The following is a 17,981-nucleotide window of genomic DNA, read 5'->3' as shown; positions in this document are numbered from 1 at the left end:
GGCTTCATCAATTTTAACTTCAATCAATGCGATACCCTTAAAGCCCTTTTATTGTATTTGGAAAGGGTAAAATCCACTCCTCATGTAAAAGTGACTTCTGTTCTCTATACACATCTATTTTTGGATTACTAAACTGTAAAAAAGGTCTTCCGTTTACAGACACCTTACTAAACACAAACACCTGTACATGCTTATGCCCTTGATTGGCAAAATAATCGCCCAAATACTGTGCATATTGCAGCATTAAATTGGGGTGCACACTAACCTGTTCTTCTTGAAATGGTGCTAAAAATTGTGAATTATCAACTTCAAAAACCGACTCGCCTTCTAATTCAGAAACTGTAAACACCGTACGTCCTGTCTTGTCTATAAGTTCAGAACGCCAGGCACAAGACAATCCTTTTTCTGTCCAATACCATTCCCCCGAATAACTTAAATAGCGTAAAGGCCAAACAAGTTGCACCAGAAAAAACAACCCTAAAACAACCTTAGGAAGCTCTATTTGAAACTCGTAATGTTTAGTCATTTTTAAAGCTGTAGGCAATTTTAACCCGTATTGTATAGGCGATAATAATTGACGTACAATTCTAATTATTGCATGATGCCACGCAGACGAAAAGAAAATTAAGGTACTTATTACTAGAATGAATGGAAACAACTGTACCGGAAACAATACCAAAAAACACCAATAAAATCCTAATAATAAAATAAAGGACAAATACCTAAACCGACTATACAACAACAAAACCGGAAGCAAAAAACACCAAAGGGTTATCAACCAACTTAAACCTAATGCTAAGCCAGAACTCAATACAATAGTTTGTATCCATGCTACCGAATAGGTATTGGCAGACAACCAAATATTAACTGGCTGACCATGCAGCAACCAATCTGTATTTAAAGTTCCTAAACCTTTAAACACAAATACTATAGCGACTAGCAACTTTAGGCTATCTACACACCATTTTGGTATGGTTTTATAACTACGCCTAGACCATAAAGAATCGACAGAAAAAGCTGCGTTTGCAGGCAAAAACAGCATTAAAAAGCTTATAACACTAATCAAATAATACGTATCGGAATACACGGTCATTTCCATTAGACTTAAATACGTAAAGCTCAACAGAAAAAGTACAATGGCCCATCTGTATTTATAACCTATCATAATACCAAAGGCAGACAGGCTACAAATACTAAACAATGTATAAACAATCCAGCTTGCGGGAACAAACCAATCTAAACCATAAAACGGGAAATGCACTTTGGGCAACAACCAATACGTGTTAATATTCCCTTTACTCCAAAACACCATTAAACTTACAAACACCACTAAACCAAAAGACAACCTAAACCCTGCCAAAGGCGCTGGATTTACGGTACTGTTAATATATTTAGTCCATGTGGTTCCCATAGTATTTAAAACTTTAGCACCCCAAAAAAACAGATATCCATTCACTTTTAATGTAACACAAGCGTTTTTGGAATTTCTATTTATTAAGATACTGCAATATTTGTTGTAAGTAAACTACAACGGTGTTAAATTATTACAGTAGATGCCCTCTTAAAACTATAAAAAGAAGCATCGGTTACAGTGTAAGGCTAATTATAAAGACAAAAGTAAAGATGAGAATGCGTTTACCAAATTTATACCGCGAAAATTTTAAGTTTCAAACGCTAGGCTTTAGAATTTTAAACAAGTTTAATGATAAACCGAAAATAGTTTTGTAGCCTCGTTATGCGCACTTTCAAAACTTAAGGCATTTAGCGCATTGTCTTGTTTGGCTGTAAAATACGATAATAACTTCTCGGTAGGCATGTTTCCAACAAGTTCATCTTTAGCCATCGGACAGCCTCCGAACCCTTGAATTGCCCCATCAAAACGCTTACATCCTGCCTTATAAGCAGCATCCACCTTTTCGAACCAAGCTTGTGGTGCAGTATGCAAATGGGCTCCAAATTCAATCTGCGGATATTGTGGTATTAAATTCGAAAATAAATACGAAATATTTTCAGGGTTAGAAGTGCCTACAGTATCGCTTAACGACAAAATTTTCACGCCCATACTACTCAATTGCTCCGTCCAATAGGCAACAATATCCACATCCCACGGGTCGCCATAAGGATTACCAAACCCCATCGAAATATAAACCACAACCTCTTTGTTGTGTGCATCGGCTAAATTTAAAATATGCTGCAAAGTCTCTACAGATTGCGCGATAGTTTTATGGGTATTACGCATCTGAAAATTTTCAGAAATCGAAAACGGATAACCTAAATAATCTATCGCTTGATGCTGACACGCGTCTTCGGCACCACGAACATTTGCAATTATAGCTAACAATTTACTACTTGTTTTAGATAAGTCTAAACGAGCAAGTACTTCGGCTGTATCTACCATTTGCGGAATAGCTTTTGGCGACACAAAACTTCCAAAATCTATAGTATCAAAACCTACGCGTAAAAGCGATTGAATGTACTGCACCTTACGCTCGGTGGGTATAAATGCTTTAATGCCTTGCATGGCATCTCGCGGACATTCGATTACTTTAACTCCTTTGGTCATGAATACTTAAAATTTATAGGATAAAAATACTATTATTTTTCTGAAAGCAGAATGAAAACTGCAATCGATACAAACACAACAATTTGCAACCATTTTAAGACCACCCCCACACCTTGATGCTGTTTTAAATACGTTGATATGCTGCCCGCCAAAAAGGCAATACCTGAAAAAATAATAAAAGACACCCCCATAAACACCAACCCTAAGATGTAAAACTGTAGTACGGTGCTTAACTGCGAACTGAATAAAAACCCTGGAAAAAAAGCGAGAAAGAAAATGGATACTTTTGGATTTAAAACATTCATTATAAACCCTTGCTTAAACAATTGCATTAAACTTTTTTGAGGCACCGTATCTCTAGACAATAAAACGTCCGCAGGACTTTTAAAAACCTTATATGCTAAAAACAACAAATATCCAGCTCCAAATAATTTAATACCGAAAAAAAGCAAGTCGGATTGTTTAATAACTGCCGAAATACCAAAAGCCACTAAAGTGGTATGCACCAAACATCCTGTAATTAACCCTGCTACTGTTGCTAAACCAGAGGTTTTACCATGGGTTAAACTCTGCATGAGCACATAAATATTGTCTGGCCCTGGCGCTATGGCTAAAGCCGCTGTAGCTAAGGCAAACGATATTAAAACATCTACATTCAATGTTTTATTTTCGTTTTAAAATAGCCTTATTAATTTGCTTGATTAACGATGGGCCTTCATAAATAAATCCGGTATAAATTTGTACCAAAGTAGCACCTGCATCTAACTTTTCCAGAGCATCTTTGGCAGAATGAATGCCACCCACACCAATTATAGGAAAGGCCTTATTGCTTTTTTCGCTTAAGTACCGAATCACTTTTGTGCTTTTATCCTTTATTGGTTGGCCGCTTAAACCGCCATTACCAATAGCTTCCAATGTTTGGGTTGGTGTTTTTAAATCACTTCTATCTACAGACGTGTTAGAGGCTATAACGCCGTCTAACTGGGTTTCGTTAACCAACTCTATAATTTCATCTAATTGTACCGTATTTAAATCTGGTGCAATTTTTAATAAAATCGGTTTCTGAATTTTGAACGAATTATTGGCTGTTTTAACCGTTTGAATCAATTCCAACAAATAATCTTTATCATTTAATTTGGCATGGCTCCCCACATTAGGGCAACTTACATTCAATACAAAATAATCGACATACGGATGCAAAGCGTTAAAGCAAGCTAAATAATCTGCTGTATAATTTTCTGGGGCGGTCTGAGTATTTTTACCAATATTCCCGCCTATTAAAAGTTTCTTCTTATTCTTTTTTAATTGGCTGATTGCAGCCTCTACACCTTCATTATTAAACCCCATACGGTTTATCAAGCCCTGATCTTCTAACAGTCTAAAAATTCTCTTTTTAGGGTTTCCCTCCTGTCCTACTGGAGTTACTGTACCGATTTCTATAAATCCGAAACCAAAATTAGCCAGCTCATTATACAGCACAGCATTCTTATCGAATCCAGCTGCTAATCCAACCGGGTTTTTAAACGTTAAACCAAAAACTTTGGTGTGTAAGCGCTTATCTTCAATAGTAAATAAGGCTCTAAACAAACTGGGTATTAATGGAATTTTAGATAAAAAACGAACCATGGAAAACGTAAAATGGTGTACACGTTCTGGATCGCATTTAAAAAACAATGGGCGTATTAGTAATTTATACATCTAGCGATTATTTGTGCAAAAATACTTTTAATTAAAAAATCATCCAATTCAAAAAGCATAAATAATTTTTAATAGTACTTTTGTGTAAAATCTTACCCCGCATGATAAACAAACAACACCTTATAAATCGTTTCATTAGCTACGTAACCGTCGATACCGAATCGGACCCGGAAAGCAACACAACCCCAAGCACAAAAAAACAATGGGATTTAGCCAATGCGTTAGTAGAAGAATTAAAAACTATTGGCCTAACAGATGTGACTATAGACGAGAATGCCTACATTATGGCAACGCTACCAAGTAATGTAGAACACGAGGTGCCAACCATAGGATTTATTTCGCATTTCGATACCTCTCCAGATTTTACAGGTGCCAATGTAAAACCGCAGATTATAGAGCACTATAACGGAAAAGATATCATTTTAAACGCCGATGAAAATATCATTTTATCGCCAGATTATTTCGAAGACTTACTGCAATATAAAGGCCAAACCTTAATCACTACCGATGGCACGACCCTGTTAGGGGCTGACGATAAAGCCGGAATTACTGAAATTGTTTCGGCCATGGAATATTTAATACAACACCCAGAAATTAAACACGGTAACATTCGTATAGGCTTTACACCTGACGAAGAAATTGGTCGCGGTGCCCATAAATTCGATGTTAAAAAATTTGGCGCCGACTGGGCTTACACCATGGATGGCAGCGAAATTGGCGAATTGGAATACGAGAATTTTAATGCCGCTGGAGCAAAAGTTAAAGTAAAAGGAAAAATTGTACACCCAGGCTACGCCAAAGGTAAAATGGTAAACTCGATGTATATCGCTACAGAATTTATCAACTCCTTACCGCGTTTAGAAACGCCAGAACATACCGATGGCTACCAAGGATTCTTCCATCTAACTGATATAAAAGGTGATGTTGAAGAAACCACACTACAATACATTATTCGCGACCACGATAAAAATCATTTTGAAGCCCGCAAAGAAGTCATGCAAAAGCTAACCGACGAGCTTAATGCACAATACGAACGAGAAGTTGTTAGCATAGACATTAAAGACCAATATTACAATATGAAAGAAAAGGTAGAACCTGTAATGCATATTGTGGAAGTAGCCGAAAAAGCCATGAAAGCCGTGGGTATTACCCCAAACATTAAAGCCATTCGCGGTGGTACGGATGGTTCGCAATTGAGTTATATGGGATTGCCTTGCCCTAATATTTTTGCTGGCGGACACAACTTCCATGGGCGTTACGAATACGTACCAGTAGAAAGTATGATAAAAGCAACCGAAGTAATTTGCAAAATAGCCGAACTAGTGGCCCAAAAATAACAGCCTATACATATAAGCTTTAAAATACGTATCTTTAAACCCCTATTAACAATTACTAAATGAAAAAATTCGATTCGGTTGAAGCGTATATTGAAGGCCACGATACTTGGACGGAGGCTTTAACGCTACTACGCTCTATTTTTATTTCTACTGAACTCGAAGAAGCCTTTAAATGGAGCGCTCCTGTATACAACATAAACGGAAAAAACGTCGTGGGTCTGGGTGCTTTTAAACATCATTTTGGCATTTGGTTTTTTAATGGTGTCTTTTTAAAAGACGAGCATCAACTTTTAGAGCAGGCGCAAGACAAAACCAAAGGCCTAAGACAAATGCGGTTTTCATCGCTTTCAGACATCAATAAAGAAGCCGTATTGGCTTACACCAAAGAAGCGATTGAAAATCAAAAACTCGGTAAGGAAATAAAACCCGAAAAAAAAGGAACTTCAGTAGCACTTCCTAAACTGTTAAGCGACGTATTAAAAACACAATCCGAATTAAACGCACAATTTAAAGCGTTGTCGCCTTACAAACAACGCGAATATGCCGAATACATTTCTTCTGCAAAACGCGACGCTACAAAACAAAGTCGATTAGAAAAAATAACGCCTATGATTTTAAAAGGTGTAGGCCTAAACGACAAATACAAAAACTGTTAATTTTTTGCATGCTTTTATCGTAGCAAAGATTTTGCGCCACTTAAAAGCTATATTTTTTTAGATAATGACCGATAATATTTTTAAAGACCGATTTAGTAAGAAAAACAATAACGAACTTGAAGCCATTGCGCTTAACGAAGAGATTTATACAGACGAAGCACGTCTTACAGCCGTAGACATTCTAATATCGAGAGCGCACACTAACGATACGTTATTGCAAATCCATAAAACCCTAAGCAGTCAACAAGAAAAAAACAAGACTATAGCACAAGAAAACAACTCTAAACCGTTTAGCACGACACAGACTGATCAATTACCTGTGTTACATTCTAAACGCCTTATACTCATGTTTTCGCTATTTTTTTCAACCATATTTGGTGGTGCTTTACTCATGTATAACTTTAAACAAACAGGACATAGCAAAGCAAGGTCGTTGGTATTGTTGTTCTGTATATTATATGCTTTTGTTCCTGTGGCGTTAATGTCGATATTTAATATTGGCACTAATATTTCTATTGTTATAAATGTTTTGGGAGGTTTCATTTTAACCGAATATTTTTGGAACAGCTACTTAGGCAAAACATTTAAATACCATAAAAAAGATTGGGTAAAACCTACACTTATTGCTTTGGCTATTGCGTTACCTTTAGCACTTTTTGTGCTTTATAGCGGCGGCCTTATGCCAATGTAATTACAATAAATACACCATCAAAAAAGCCACGATTTCTAAACAATATCGTGGCTTTTTTATTTTTTACTTTTGCGGACTTAAAACAAAACGGTACTGATACGTTTTATTGGCATAGTACAAATACGGGGCATGGGGTTTGGCTCCCCAACTCGTATCGCCACCAACGCCCATCATAACATGGTCTATATGCAGTTCTACAAAATTACCTTCCTTTAAATCTGCCGTTGTTCGTAATTGCTTTTTGGTTCCTGGGTCTAAATCCGATGTGCTATAATGCAAGACATTGCTTTCTATTGGAGTGCCTAAAGCTTGTACTTTTAGTCCCAAGCCAGAATGATTTTGCAAACTCATCCAACGGACATCTGTTCTATGGCCATTTTCTTGAGGCCTGCTATATGCAAAATAAGCATCGGCTACGGTCGTTTGGTACATACCTACAAAAGCAGCTGTACGTCTGTCATTATAATTTTCCCAAGGGCCACGACCGTAATACGCCAAATTATTCACTGCTTTTGGCAGTTGAACCCGCATACCTATTCTTGGAATTTCGGGTAAATCTTTTTTTTGCGCATTGAAATGATAATCAACAAGCACCGCGCCATCTCCTGAAATGGTATAATTTAATTTAATTTCGCCCATAACATCCGGAACTTCAAGCAAGGTTTCAACCAGAATTTCCGATGCAGAAATAGCCTTAGCTTTGATAGTCTTTAATTTAAGATGCTCGCCAGCGGTTTTCCAAACTTTACAACGATTTGGCATGTCGTTTCCAAAATCATTATCAGTTGGGGCGCGCCAAAAATCAGGTACTAATGGTGCTGTAATTAACTCATAACCGTTAAGAATATATGAATTTAAAGCGCCTGTAGATTTCAAAAAATCCACTGTAAAATCATTACCAGAAATTGAATATCCTGTCGCCGATTCCGACAATTGAATTGGAGCATCAGCTGACTTTGATTTCCATTCTAAATCGACAGTATGTAATTGAAATTGTTCTGATGCAAGCTGAGTTCCAAAAGGAATTAAAGGCGAACTAACAGTGTTTTGAAGTGCATACAGATTTAAAAAATATTCTTTGTCGTCATCTAATGGCATCAGCGCAATTTTAAAATCTTTAGCCGATTGCGGCGCAACATCAGTAGGCGTAAACATACCGTTTTGTTTAACAACACCATCGGCAACCAACTCCCAACGCACAACATAATCGTTTAAATCTTTAAAAAAGTGATCGTTATAAACAGTTACTGTTTCTGGTGATGTCTGCGAATGCTTAAAAATAATATTCTGATATACTTTTTTAATTTCGTAAAGACCAGGATGCGGTGTTAAATCGGGATCGACAATACCATTTAAACAAAAATTTTCGTCGTGATGCATCCCTTCTGGCTCAAAATGACCGCCATACGCCCAATAGCGCTTGCCGTTGTCATCATATTTCGCTAAACCTTGATCCATCCAATCCCAAATAAAACCACCTTGTACTTGTCTGTTGGCACGAACCATGTCCCAATATTCTTTAAAATTTCCACTACTATTCCCCATAGCATGTGCATATTCGCACCAAATAAAAGGACGCTCACTATCGCTTCCAACCCAAGTGTTTTGCACAAAGTCTATAGAAGCATACATATCGGCACGAATATCGGTGTGTCGTTCTTTAACATCGGTTAATTTTTCGGCACGCTCGTAATGCACAGGTCGGGAATCGTCTAAAGCCTTTACGGCTTGATAGCCTGCTAAAAAATTAGGACCAGTACCAGCCTCGTTACCCATACTCCAAACAATAATAGACGGGTGATTTTTATCGCGTATTACCATATTGCTAATACGTGCTACATGAGCCGCTTTCCATTCGGGTTTGTTTGCCAAAGTATGCTCTGGCTGGTAGCCCATACCGTGCGATTCTATATTAGCCTCGTCGTAAACATACAAGCCGTATTCGTCGCACAAACTATACCACAATGGATCGTTAGGATAATGCGATGTTCTAACCGCATTAATATTAAATTGTTTCATGGTTTTAATATCGGCAATCATACTTTCCTTATTAACCACATGTCCAAAATAGGGGTCGTGCTCGTGCCTGTTTACACCTTTTAATAAAATAGGTTGACCATTCACCAATAATTGACCGTTTTTAATTTCTGAAGTCCTAAATCCAATTTTTGTAGCGATGCTTTCTAAACCGGTTCCGCTTGCAGTTTTTAAACTCAGTACCAACTGGTAAAGGTTTGGCGTTTCGGCCGACCAGGTTTTCACTTTAGGAATTTCAGCTTGAAACTTAATAAACTCAGCATTTTTTTTAATTTTAAAGGATGTATCTTCATGCAATACGTCTTGTCCCAAATCATCTAAAAGCTGATAAGACAATATATAACTACCTTTAGTTTTGGCACTGGTATTCAAAACTTCAACATCTAAATTGAATATCCCTGTGCTATACGTCGCATCTAAAGTTCCCTTTGCAAAAAAATCTCTAATATGCACTTTTGGACGCGCAAATAATAACACATCGCGCTGAATGCCAGACAACCTCCAAAAATCCTGATCTTCCAAATAACTGCCATCGGTAAACTTAAAAACTTGTACAGCCAATGTGTTTTTGCCTGCCTTTATATACGGCGATATATTAAATTCTGCTGGCAATTTAGAGTCTTGACTATACCCAACTTCCTTTCCGTTTACCCAAATATAAAATCCAGATTTTACAGCTCCTAATTGAATATACACTTCCCTATCTTGCCACGAATCTGGAACGGAAAAATTGGTAATATAAGACCCAACCCCATTTTGTTGATCGTTTATAAACGGTGGATTTTTTTCGAACGGATACTCCATGTTAGAATAATTAGGAACCCCATGCCCATATAATTCCCAATTGCCCGGCACAGGAATTTCTCCCCAACTACTGGCATCAAAATCAGATTTAAAAAATGTTGTACTACGCTTTGAAGCCGATTCTGAATATTGAAATTTCCACATCCCGTCTAAAACCTGCATATAATCTTCCTCTTGAATATTACCCTGCAATGCTCGTTCTACAGAAGAATACGGGTACAAAGTGGCATGCGCAGGCGCTCTATTAATTTGAAACACCTCTGGATTTTCCCAATCGTTTTGTGCAAAAATGGGTTGAATTAAAAAAAGAAGAAAGACACTATAAATAAACTGTTTCATGAATTGTTCTGAATTTAAGGAACTAAATATACAAGTTTCACGCCTTATAAAACGATTAAAGCACTGTATTTAATTGGTCTTTTTAAGTAATTTATTTTAGTATTCATTAACTAGATTTAATTTGGAATATCTAAAAATGTAAAGCTTAAGATTTTATATTTGTACTATGGAAATATACAATCCCAAAGAATGGTTTAAAGCGGTTTTTTTTATTCACCGTTCCGATACCTTAAGAAAACTTTATCCATACTTAATTTTAACCGCAGTCCTTTCGGCGGGCATCGCCTATTTAGAGTTGGAGTATTTCAATTTATCGGCAAAAAGTTGGGTAAAAAACATAACTATTGTTCACAATCTTTTAGGTTTTGCGCTGTCTTTATTATTGGTTTTCAGAACAAATACTGCTTACGACCGCTGGTGGGAAGCTCGAAAACAATGGGGCTCACTTACCAATGTTAGTCGGAATCTGGCCTTAAAATTCAATGCGCTTTTAGATGAAGACGATAAAGCCTTAAGGCATTTTTACAGAAAGGCCATTCCCATGTATTTGCAAAGTTTATTTGCCTTTTTACGATCGGATTATACTACCTTCATGCTAGATGAAAACGAACACCCCGAATTAGGCGATGCGTTTAGCAAGAAAAAACACGGTCCCAACCAAGTGGCTTCATTAATTTTTAAGAAAACAAACATACTGTACAAAGAACAAAAAATTTCTGGAGAACAATTACTGGTTGTGAACAACGAATTAGAAGGCCTAACCAATATTTGCGGTGCTTGCGAACGGATTAAAAACACCCCTATACCCCATTCTTACAGTGCATTCATTAAAAAATTTATTGCTGTTTATGTCGCAACCCTACCAATAGGCTACGTGTTTTCTTTAGGGTATTTTGTAATTCTTGCCGTTCCTTTTATTTTATATGTTCTGGCTTCTTTAGAACTTATTGCCGAAGCTATCGAAGATCCATTTGGCACAGATTATGACGATTTACCTATCGAAAAAATGGCAGAAAACATGAAAAAACATGTACACGAAGTTTTACATCCGTAAAGTTATGTTCTTTCAAATTTAAGCTTTATAAAACAGTAAATTACTAATATTAGACAATTGTTCGGGCGACGTTATTTCTTGCTCGCCAGAATCAATACAGAAACATACAAAGCCTTTCGATTTAAAAAACTCGAAAACTGTTGCTTGGGTTTTTGGCCTTACTTCTATAAAAAATATACAATGCGTTAACTGCTTCGTAAGTCCAGACAGAACATCGGCTTCAAAACCCTCAATATCTATTTTTATAAAATTAGGCGCACCAAAAGTTGCAATAGCCGAATCTAAGGTATTAATAACAACCTGCTCAGTAATTCCTGTATACGAATCTTCAACATACTCCAATTTAAAAGACCCTTTGCGACCACCTGTTTCTGTATCTCTATAAAATTCCTGAACCGTTTCTGTAGCGCCTAAACCATAATTTTCGCAAATCACATTCGCACACTTGTTAACCTGCACATTAAACTGAAGAAAAGCATAGTTCTTAGAATCTGGTTCGAAAGCAACAATTTTACCTTCCTTACCCACGAGTTCGCTAAACGGCAAAGCGTATTGCCCTATATTGGCGCCGATATCAAATATAACATCACCTCTTTTAATATATCGCCTAATGGCTTGTAACAAATGCCCTTCGTAGTTCGCTTCCTTCTGAAATAAAAAATTTAAATGTTGTGCTTTTTCATAATATATCACACTGTTAAACCCTTTAATTGTCTTGCTTACAACAGTATTCTTATATAATTTTTTAACCAGCTTAGAAATGGTGGTATAAATAAAAGTCTTCATAAATAACAAAGTAAATACAATATGTACAATCTCAATTTTAAGGTCATGGAATGCATAGTGTTAAACTAGAAAAGAAGAATATGTATCACCTAAAATTTCAATTCCCAACACGAGCTAATCAACACGACATTAATATTTAGATTTTGGCGACACCGGATTCAACCAAGCATCGTTTTCATTCTGTTTGGTGTTTTTAGCATCCATTTTTTTATGTTGCGATACATAGCGTTCGCGAGCTTGTTTTAATTCTGATTTAAATGTACTCGCATTAAAACTTCCAGAATTTGCTCCTGAAACTTGCGATTCCAAAGCATTAAAATTGGATTGTAAAACATCGCTACCATACGCCGAAATAAACGCCGCCATACTCGGGATTTCTGGATTTAATTTAATCAGCCATACTTTTAAACGCCCTAAGGTTTTATAGGCATTAGACTGTCCTAAAGCCTGCTCCAACTGCTTAAACGCATAGGCTTCCGAGGCATGATACACCTGATTATGATGCTTTATTTTTCGAATTCCCCAAGGCACCAATTTATACAACAAATACAAGGCAATAAGGCATAACAACAACAATTCCACAAAGCGTTGCACCGTTAGTCCGAATATCAAAAACGGTTTATCTTCTTCTGGAACAGCTGTGATTTCGGCTTCCAATTGTTTTTTAATGCCGGCCAACATGTTTAAATCTGGATTGGGCGCCACGTCTATCGTCACCGAATCGATTACCTTTTTATAAAACTGACGGTTGCCATAATTCCAATATACAAACTCGATGCGTGGTAAGGTCACTTGACCTTCTTTTTCGAATAAATAATTGGCTGCATCGGTTCTACTGGCCGAAATATAGGTCTTGGTTTTATTGGTGTTTACACCTGGTCGCTTTGGATAAATACTTACCCCCGAAATGCTATCCCAGATCACCGCAGGAATAAATTCACCAGTAGTTCCGCCCGCCGACCGTGTAATGGTACGTTGCAACACATCTCCCACTTTTACTTTAGTTGGTGGCTTACTCCAATGTTCGTGCACCGTTAAATTGGACGACACCAACCAATTATTCGGATTGTAACCCAACGGAACTGGTTTCACCGTAATGGTTTTCGGTTTGGTATGTATGGTATGTTTAATACCTTTATAACCGCCCGAAGCTGGCGATTCCACATCGATAGCTAAAGGCTGAATAGTAATTGTGCCTTCCTGTGTCGGAAACACATTGTAAATAAAATCCACACCAGAATAAGCTTTCCCACTAAAAGTTTTCCGATTGGAAACCGATCTAAAATATACCGTCAACGCGCCTTCAATTTGGATATTCCCCACATCAACACCCGAGGTAAACCAAGTACTCGTGTACACCGAAACCGTCATTTGTATGGGCTGACCAATGTAAGCCTCGTCGTGATTCACCGTAACATAGCTCATCAGGTTTTGTGCCGACACGCTACACGCCAGCAACACAAAAAAGCAGGTTATTTGCAACTTTTTTACCATGATGTTTCGGTTTGTTCTACGTCTACTTGATGATGCTTTACCTGATATTGAAACTTGCGTTTTAAAAACAAGGCGGGATCGTCATCAACTTTTCGCATTAAAATATCTTTCGGAATTCCACCTTTCCCCGATTTAAAATCGTCTGGCAACTCCTCCATTTCTTTCCCTTTGCGTTTGCCTGTATTCACGGTTTCTTCCAAACGCTGTTTTTCCATATCTTTTTTAGTGGCTTTTTGTCCGCCGCCACTCAAATCTTCCATCGAGTCGTTATGCTTGTTTTTAGCATTTGGTTTGTCTTCGCCTACTTTACTCTCTTCGGCAGACATCTCATCTTTTTGCAATAAGGCTTCATTGATATTCTGAAGATCGTTTTGAGCCTGCGCCATGTCGGGATGATCCTTCACTAAGGTTTCAAACACTTGCTGTGCTTTAGTTAAATCTCCTAATTTGGCATAGGTCAATCCTAAATTATATTGCCCGTTGGCGGTTGAATCCTTTTCAAATTCCTCACGGGCTTTGGTGAAATTCCCTGCTTTATAATACGCTGATCCCTTGTGCATCGGATCTGTAAAGCCTTTTGCTGCTTGGGCATACTCCTTATTGTCGTATTGCTGCTGCGCTTGGTAAGATTTGGTGTACCATAAATCTTTAAACTGAAATGTGTCTTCTTTTTTATCGGCTTTATCACTTTGACATGACAACACACTGAAACACAACACAACCGTTAACAAACTCCAACCTTTTCTGAAGGAAAACAAAAACAACACCATCAACGGAATGAGTAACCAATAGCCATTATCCTGCCAATGCTCGTCTTCATTTTTAGGTTTTTCCTCAAAAATCAAATGATCGCTCACCGATTCGGCAAAGAGTGTTACATCACTTTTATCTAAAGTCATATCCATTACCGCCACACTATCTACTTGTTTTAAGGCTTCTTGGGTATTGCTATTTAATTTTGAAGCAATCACATTTCCTTTTTCCTTCAGGGCTACTTTGTGATTGTAAAATGATGGCACCTGGCCACCTTCCTGTGTCGCCATTGGATAAAAGTTTAACGAGGTATTATTATTCTGAACAAAGTTTGTGACATCGGCCAGATTTAAGTCTTCTAAATCATCGGTAAATACCAACACCCGTCCCGGCGCTTTATTATCGACAAACAAACTGTCTAGCTTCGTAAACAACATTTTGAAACCTGTACCTTGACTCGGCATCATATGCGGTTGCAAACCATCTTCAATAGCGTCGCCCGCATCTTCTACACCATCCTCAATATCGTCTGCAACATCTTCTACTTTTTCTGATGTCGACTTGTTCTCGTCTCTACAACTTGTAAAACTTGTTGCTACTGTACCCATTATAAATAGTACGGCAATAAAATATGCTATCTTTTTCATGTTGATTATTTTTAATGTTACCCCTATAATTTTAGGGTTTATAATTCGGTTATAATATAAAAATCGTGTTCTAAAATTATTTTGTAGTTGCTAAGCTAAATTTCTTAACAAAACCACTACATGCTATACTTTTCTTCGGCCTGTAAAAAGCGAAATGATAAAAAGTACTAGAAAAATAAAGAATAAGATTTTTGCAATACTAGCAGCACCTGCTGCAATACCACCAAATCCGAAAATGGCGGCAATAATAGCTAAAATTACGAATGTTACTGTCCAACGTAGCATAATATATAGTTTTAATGGTTAATATTAATTTTAACAGATTTGTTATTCTGTTTATGTAAAGGTCTTATTATTTTAAGCAGTACATTAACTGTATCCAATTAAAACTTAACCCATTAGCTATTACTCAATAATAACAATGCTATACAGCATCGTCTAAACCCAGTACTTTACAGAGGTTAGACACTTTATTATTAATAGATAATCGGTTAGATGTTGGGTAGCGATTTATTGTGTAACCATGCGGTTGCTCTAAACAAGCTAAGGCTGTACCCCAAGTTGATTGGGTATTTAACCATGCATCGTGTTGCGATGGTGCTAAAATTGCTGGCTGCAAATTATTTATCCCCTCTGCGGAAGTTATTTTTTTCTGTTTTTTAGTAATGATGATGGAACAGGTTAAAAATCCGTCGTCTAACTGATTGTAAATCCCGCCGATGCAAAATGGTTTTTCGGAAGCATTTACATTATAATACGATCTGATTTCACCCTGAACATTATAAAACCCAAAGTACCCCGTAACAGGAATTAAACAACGTTTAGCCGATTTTAAATCACTCTCCTGTGTAATATCTGATACCTGTACATTTAAGGTATTATGCTGCTTTTGGTAAGGTTGCCAATCGTCTTGAAAATGATCTGGTAAAAGTCCCCAAATCGCAAATTGTATGTTTGCTTTAGCTTCGGAAGTTATAATAGGTACTATACTTTCTTGTGTACCATCTATAACAATGTTTGGCTTGTATATATTAGGAAATTTAAATACAGCGCTCACCTCCTGCTCCATAGTTTCTCTTGTGGCTATATTTGATAATTTATAAAACATAATTGTATTTTTTCTTCAATAGTAATTTTTAAATAGATTGCGTTGTATTAAAACTCACTAACCGATTTACAAGTTTTTACGCGAAACCATCCCTACATCTTTTCCATATTTCTTTTTGTAAATTCTAAGAATCAACAAAAACAAACTAATAAGCAAAGGACCAAACACCAAGCCTATAAACCCGAACAAAGGCACACCAATAATAACACCTATTAAAGTAATTAACGGATGTACATCGTCTAGACGTTTTAAAATAAATAACCGCAATAAATTATCGGTCGATCCTATTACCACAATACCATAAATTAAAATGGCCCAAGCGGTATACGTATCGCCATGTATTAAAGTCATTGCGAACACAGGTAAGGTTCCTAATAAAGTACCTACAAACGGTATCATAGAACCAATAAACACAATAACGGCCCAAAAAAACGGATCGTTAACATCAAAAATTAAAAATCCAATTAATGCCACGACACCTTGCGCAAAAGCAACCAAAGGAATACCTATGGCATTCGATTTTACCATAGCCAAACTATCACGGCCAATAATCTTTAAATTATCGCGACTAATAGGTATATAAGCTACCAAAGCTTGCTTTAAGGCTGCTTTGTTAGTTAGCATATAGTACAACATTACATACATTATAGCTATAGATATCATCATATTAAACGTACTTCCTACTAAGTCCGGCACATTTTCCGATAACCAAGCGGGTACAGTCGATAAATCTAAATTTGAGGTAAAACTATACCCTAAACGATCTTCCCAAACCATAACCTGCTCTTTGATAGAACGTATTAGTAATTCCGATTTTTCTACGGCGTTATTCAACTTTTTACCTAATAACAACACCACTGCTGTTATAGGAATTAGTATGCCAATAAACGACCCAAATAGCAAAACTATGGCTGCCAGATTAACATTCCATCCTTTGTTTAATAAATACGCCATTGGCCGTTGCAGCAGCACAAAAAAAGTTATAGCTCCTAACAAGCCTGGTAAATACGGAAGCATTTCTATAAAAATAAGGCTTCCTATAAGTACTATTAATAGTAAAACAAATACTTGTCTTATAATTTGCGGACTAATAATTCTTGTCATAAACGTGTGTTGCTAAATCGGTTAGTTGGTTAAGGTTCTGCTTATAAAATTAAATTAATTATTTCGTAAAGCATCTATCAGTTCGCTCTTGTTCATTTTAGAACGTCCTGATATACCCACTTTTTTAGCTTGTTTGTAAAGTGCTTCTTTGGTACGTTCTTCATACGGTTTAGCTTTTCCGCCTGTTTTACCTGCATTAGGTGTATTCGCTATACGTGCCGATTTTTCTTTACTATACCCTTGCTCTCTTAAAGCTTCGTATTGGTCTTCATTTTTAATTCTTGGTCTGTCCATCGTCGTAATAATTTTAATACTTACAACACAAAAGTCTTAAAACTCTTAAATATAAGTTAATGCAATACCTAATATTCTTGTCTGTAATACGTAAACGATTATTTAAGCCTTCCAAAATCAGTATTTAAAAACAAAAAAAGCGTTTGCGTTAACTATAGAATGCATTGCGGCAAAACAACAATACCTTTTGCTGTAATTTTGAGTACACATTCAAGATGAACTTACAACTGCATTAAGTTACATTGTAAGCTAATCTTGAAAAATAAACTTAAACAACATTAAGTATAACAATTAAAACAAAACATTATGAATTCCGATCAGTTAGAAGGCAAATGGAAACAAATAAAAGGAGCATTTAAACAAAAATATGGCGAATTAAGCGACGACGATTTAACGTTTGCCGAAGGAAAATTTGACGAATTTGTTGGAAAGCTCCAAGAAAAAACAGGAAAAACCAAAGAAGAACTTAAAAAAGAAATCGACAATTGGTAATAACGTATTAGGTTAGTTTAGTTAGTTTTATTGAGGGATGCCGTATTCAGGACATATTGTTTTGAATACGGCTTTTTCATTCAATAAACATCGAAAACACATTAACTATTTTGATACGTCATCT

The 17,981-nt window shown here is 36.6% G+C and carries 17 protein-coding genes; 5 read left to right on the top strand and 12 right to left on the bottom strand.

The features are described 5' to 3' along the window. Positions 1-37: 37 nt before the first annotated feature. From ACR9EA_RS06095 to ACR9EA_RS06080, 4 genes are all read right to left on the bottom strand, one after another. On the bottom strand, positions 38-1,411 hold the full coding sequence (locus tag ACR9EA_RS06095; protein WP_435138758.1) for an HTTM domain-containing protein: 1,374 nt from the start codon (positions 1,409-1,411) through the stop codon (positions 38-40). Positions 1,412-1,699: 288 nt separating this feature from the next. Beyond that, positions 1,700-2,563, bottom strand: coding sequence for a hydroxymethylglutaryl-CoA lyase (locus ACR9EA_RS06090; protein ID WP_435138756.1), 864 nt, complete (start codon positions 2,561-2,563; stop codon positions 1,700-1,702). 32 nt (positions 2,564-2,595) lie between these two features. After that, positions 2,596-3,222 carry a LysE family translocator gene (locus ACR9EA_RS06085; RefSeq protein ID WP_435138754.1) on the bottom strand — a complete coding sequence of 209 codons (627 nt, stop codon included), beginning with the start codon at positions 3,220-3,222 and terminating at the stop codon, positions 2,596-2,598. Positions 3,223-3,226: 4 nt separating this feature from the next. Continuing rightward, positions 3,227-4,261 carry a quinone-dependent dihydroorotate dehydrogenase gene (locus tag ACR9EA_RS06080; protein WP_435138752.1) on the bottom strand — a complete coding sequence of 345 codons (1,035 nt, stop codon included), beginning with the start codon at positions 4,259-4,261 and terminating at the stop codon, positions 3,227-3,229. A 101-nt stretch (positions 4,262-4,362) separates the two neighbouring features. Here ACR9EA_RS06080 and pepT point away from each other — a divergent pair, with 101 nt between their 5' ends. From pepT to ACR9EA_RS06065, 3 genes are all read left to right on the top strand, one after another. Beyond that, entirely contained in the window at positions 4,363-5,598 is a 1,236-nt protein-coding gene (gene pepT, locus ACR9EA_RS06075; RefSeq protein WP_435138750.1) for a peptidase T, read from the top strand. 59 nt (positions 5,599-5,657) lie between these two features. Next, positions 5,658-6,254, top strand: a complete 597-nt coding sequence (locus ACR9EA_RS06070) for a YdeI/OmpD-associated family protein (RefSeq protein WP_435138748.1) — start codon at positions 5,658-5,660, stop codon at positions 6,252-6,254. A 64-nt stretch (positions 6,255-6,318) separates the two neighbouring features. Next, on the top strand, positions 6,319-6,945 hold the full coding sequence (locus tag ACR9EA_RS06065) for a hypothetical protein (RefSeq protein WP_435138746.1): 627 nt from the start codon (positions 6,319-6,321) through the stop codon (positions 6,943-6,945). A 63-nt stretch (positions 6,946-7,008) separates the two neighbouring features. Here the strand turns inward: ACR9EA_RS06065 and ACR9EA_RS06060 are convergent, their stop codons facing one another. Beyond that, positions 7,009-10,125 (bottom strand): glycoside hydrolase family 2 TIM barrel-domain containing protein, encoded by a 3,117-nt coding sequence (locus ACR9EA_RS06060; protein ID WP_435138744.1) that lies wholly within the window; start codon positions 10,123-10,125, stop codon positions 7,009-7,011. 166 nt (positions 10,126-10,291) lie between these two features. On the opposite strand from ACR9EA_RS06060, the gene ACR9EA_RS06055 reads away from it, so the two are divergent. Further along, entirely contained in the window at positions 10,292-11,179 is an 888-nt protein-coding gene (locus tag ACR9EA_RS06055; protein WP_435138742.1) for a bestrophin family protein, read from the top strand. An 18-nt stretch (positions 11,180-11,197) separates the two neighbouring features. Here the strand turns inward: ACR9EA_RS06055 and ACR9EA_RS06050 are convergent, their stop codons facing one another. From ACR9EA_RS06050 to ACR9EA_RS06020, 7 genes are all read right to left on the bottom strand, one after another. Continuing rightward, positions 11,198-11,965, bottom strand: a complete 768-nt coding sequence (locus tag ACR9EA_RS06050) for an FkbM family methyltransferase (RefSeq protein ID WP_435138740.1) — start codon at positions 11,963-11,965, stop codon at positions 11,198-11,200. 129 nt (positions 11,966-12,094) lie between these two features. Beyond that, complete coding sequence (locus ACR9EA_RS06045; protein ID WP_435138738.1) at positions 12,095-13,459, bottom strand: BatD family protein; 1,365 nt, start codon at positions 13,457-13,459, stop codon at positions 12,095-12,097. Then, positions 13,453-14,859 carry a tetratricopeptide repeat protein gene (locus ACR9EA_RS06040; RefSeq protein ID WP_435138736.1) on the bottom strand — a complete coding sequence of 469 codons (1,407 nt, stop codon included), beginning with the start codon at positions 14,857-14,859 and terminating at the stop codon, positions 13,453-13,455. Before ACR9EA_RS06040 ends, ACR9EA_RS06045 begins: the two co-directional genes overlap by 7 nt. Positions 14,860-14,982: 123 nt before the next feature. After that, complete coding sequence (locus ACR9EA_RS06035) at positions 14,983-15,144, bottom strand: DUF1328 family protein (RefSeq protein ID WP_435138734.1); 162 nt, start codon at positions 15,142-15,144, stop codon at positions 14,983-14,985. A gap of 139 nt (positions 15,145-15,283) precedes the next feature. Further along, the gene (locus ACR9EA_RS06030; RefSeq protein ID WP_435138732.1) at positions 15,284-15,967 is read right to left on the bottom strand and encodes an SOS response-associated peptidase family protein; all 684 of its coding nucleotides are present in this window, start codon (positions 15,965-15,967) and stop codon (positions 15,284-15,286) included. Between the two features lie 66 nt (positions 15,968-16,033). Continuing rightward, positions 16,034-17,071: an AI-2E family transporter gene (locus ACR9EA_RS06025; RefSeq protein WP_435138730.1), complete on the bottom strand. Its 1,038-nt coding sequence runs from the start codon at positions 17,069-17,071 to the stop codon at positions 16,034-16,036. 54 nt (positions 17,072-17,125) lie between these two features. After that, the gene (locus ACR9EA_RS06020; protein ID WP_435138728.1) at positions 17,126-17,365 is read right to left on the bottom strand and encodes a Rho termination factor N-terminal domain-containing protein; all 240 of its coding nucleotides are present in this window, start codon (positions 17,363-17,365) and stop codon (positions 17,126-17,128) included. 306 nt (positions 17,366-17,671) lie between these two features. Between ACR9EA_RS06020 and ACR9EA_RS06015 the strand changes: the two genes are divergently transcribed. After that, positions 17,672-17,857: a CsbD family protein gene (locus ACR9EA_RS06015; RefSeq protein WP_435138726.1), complete on the top strand. Its 186-nt coding sequence runs from the start codon at positions 17,672-17,674 to the stop codon at positions 17,855-17,857. Positions 17,858-17,981: the final 124 nt, after the last annotated feature.

Origin of the sequence: Formosa sp. A9 (genome assembly GCF_051200825.1) — a bacterium.
GTDB lineage: Bacteria > Bacteroidota > Bacteroidia > Flavobacteriales > Flavobacteriaceae > Formosa.
Note: the sequence above shows the minus strand (reverse complement) of the source record. Positions and strands in the feature narration are given on the sequence as shown.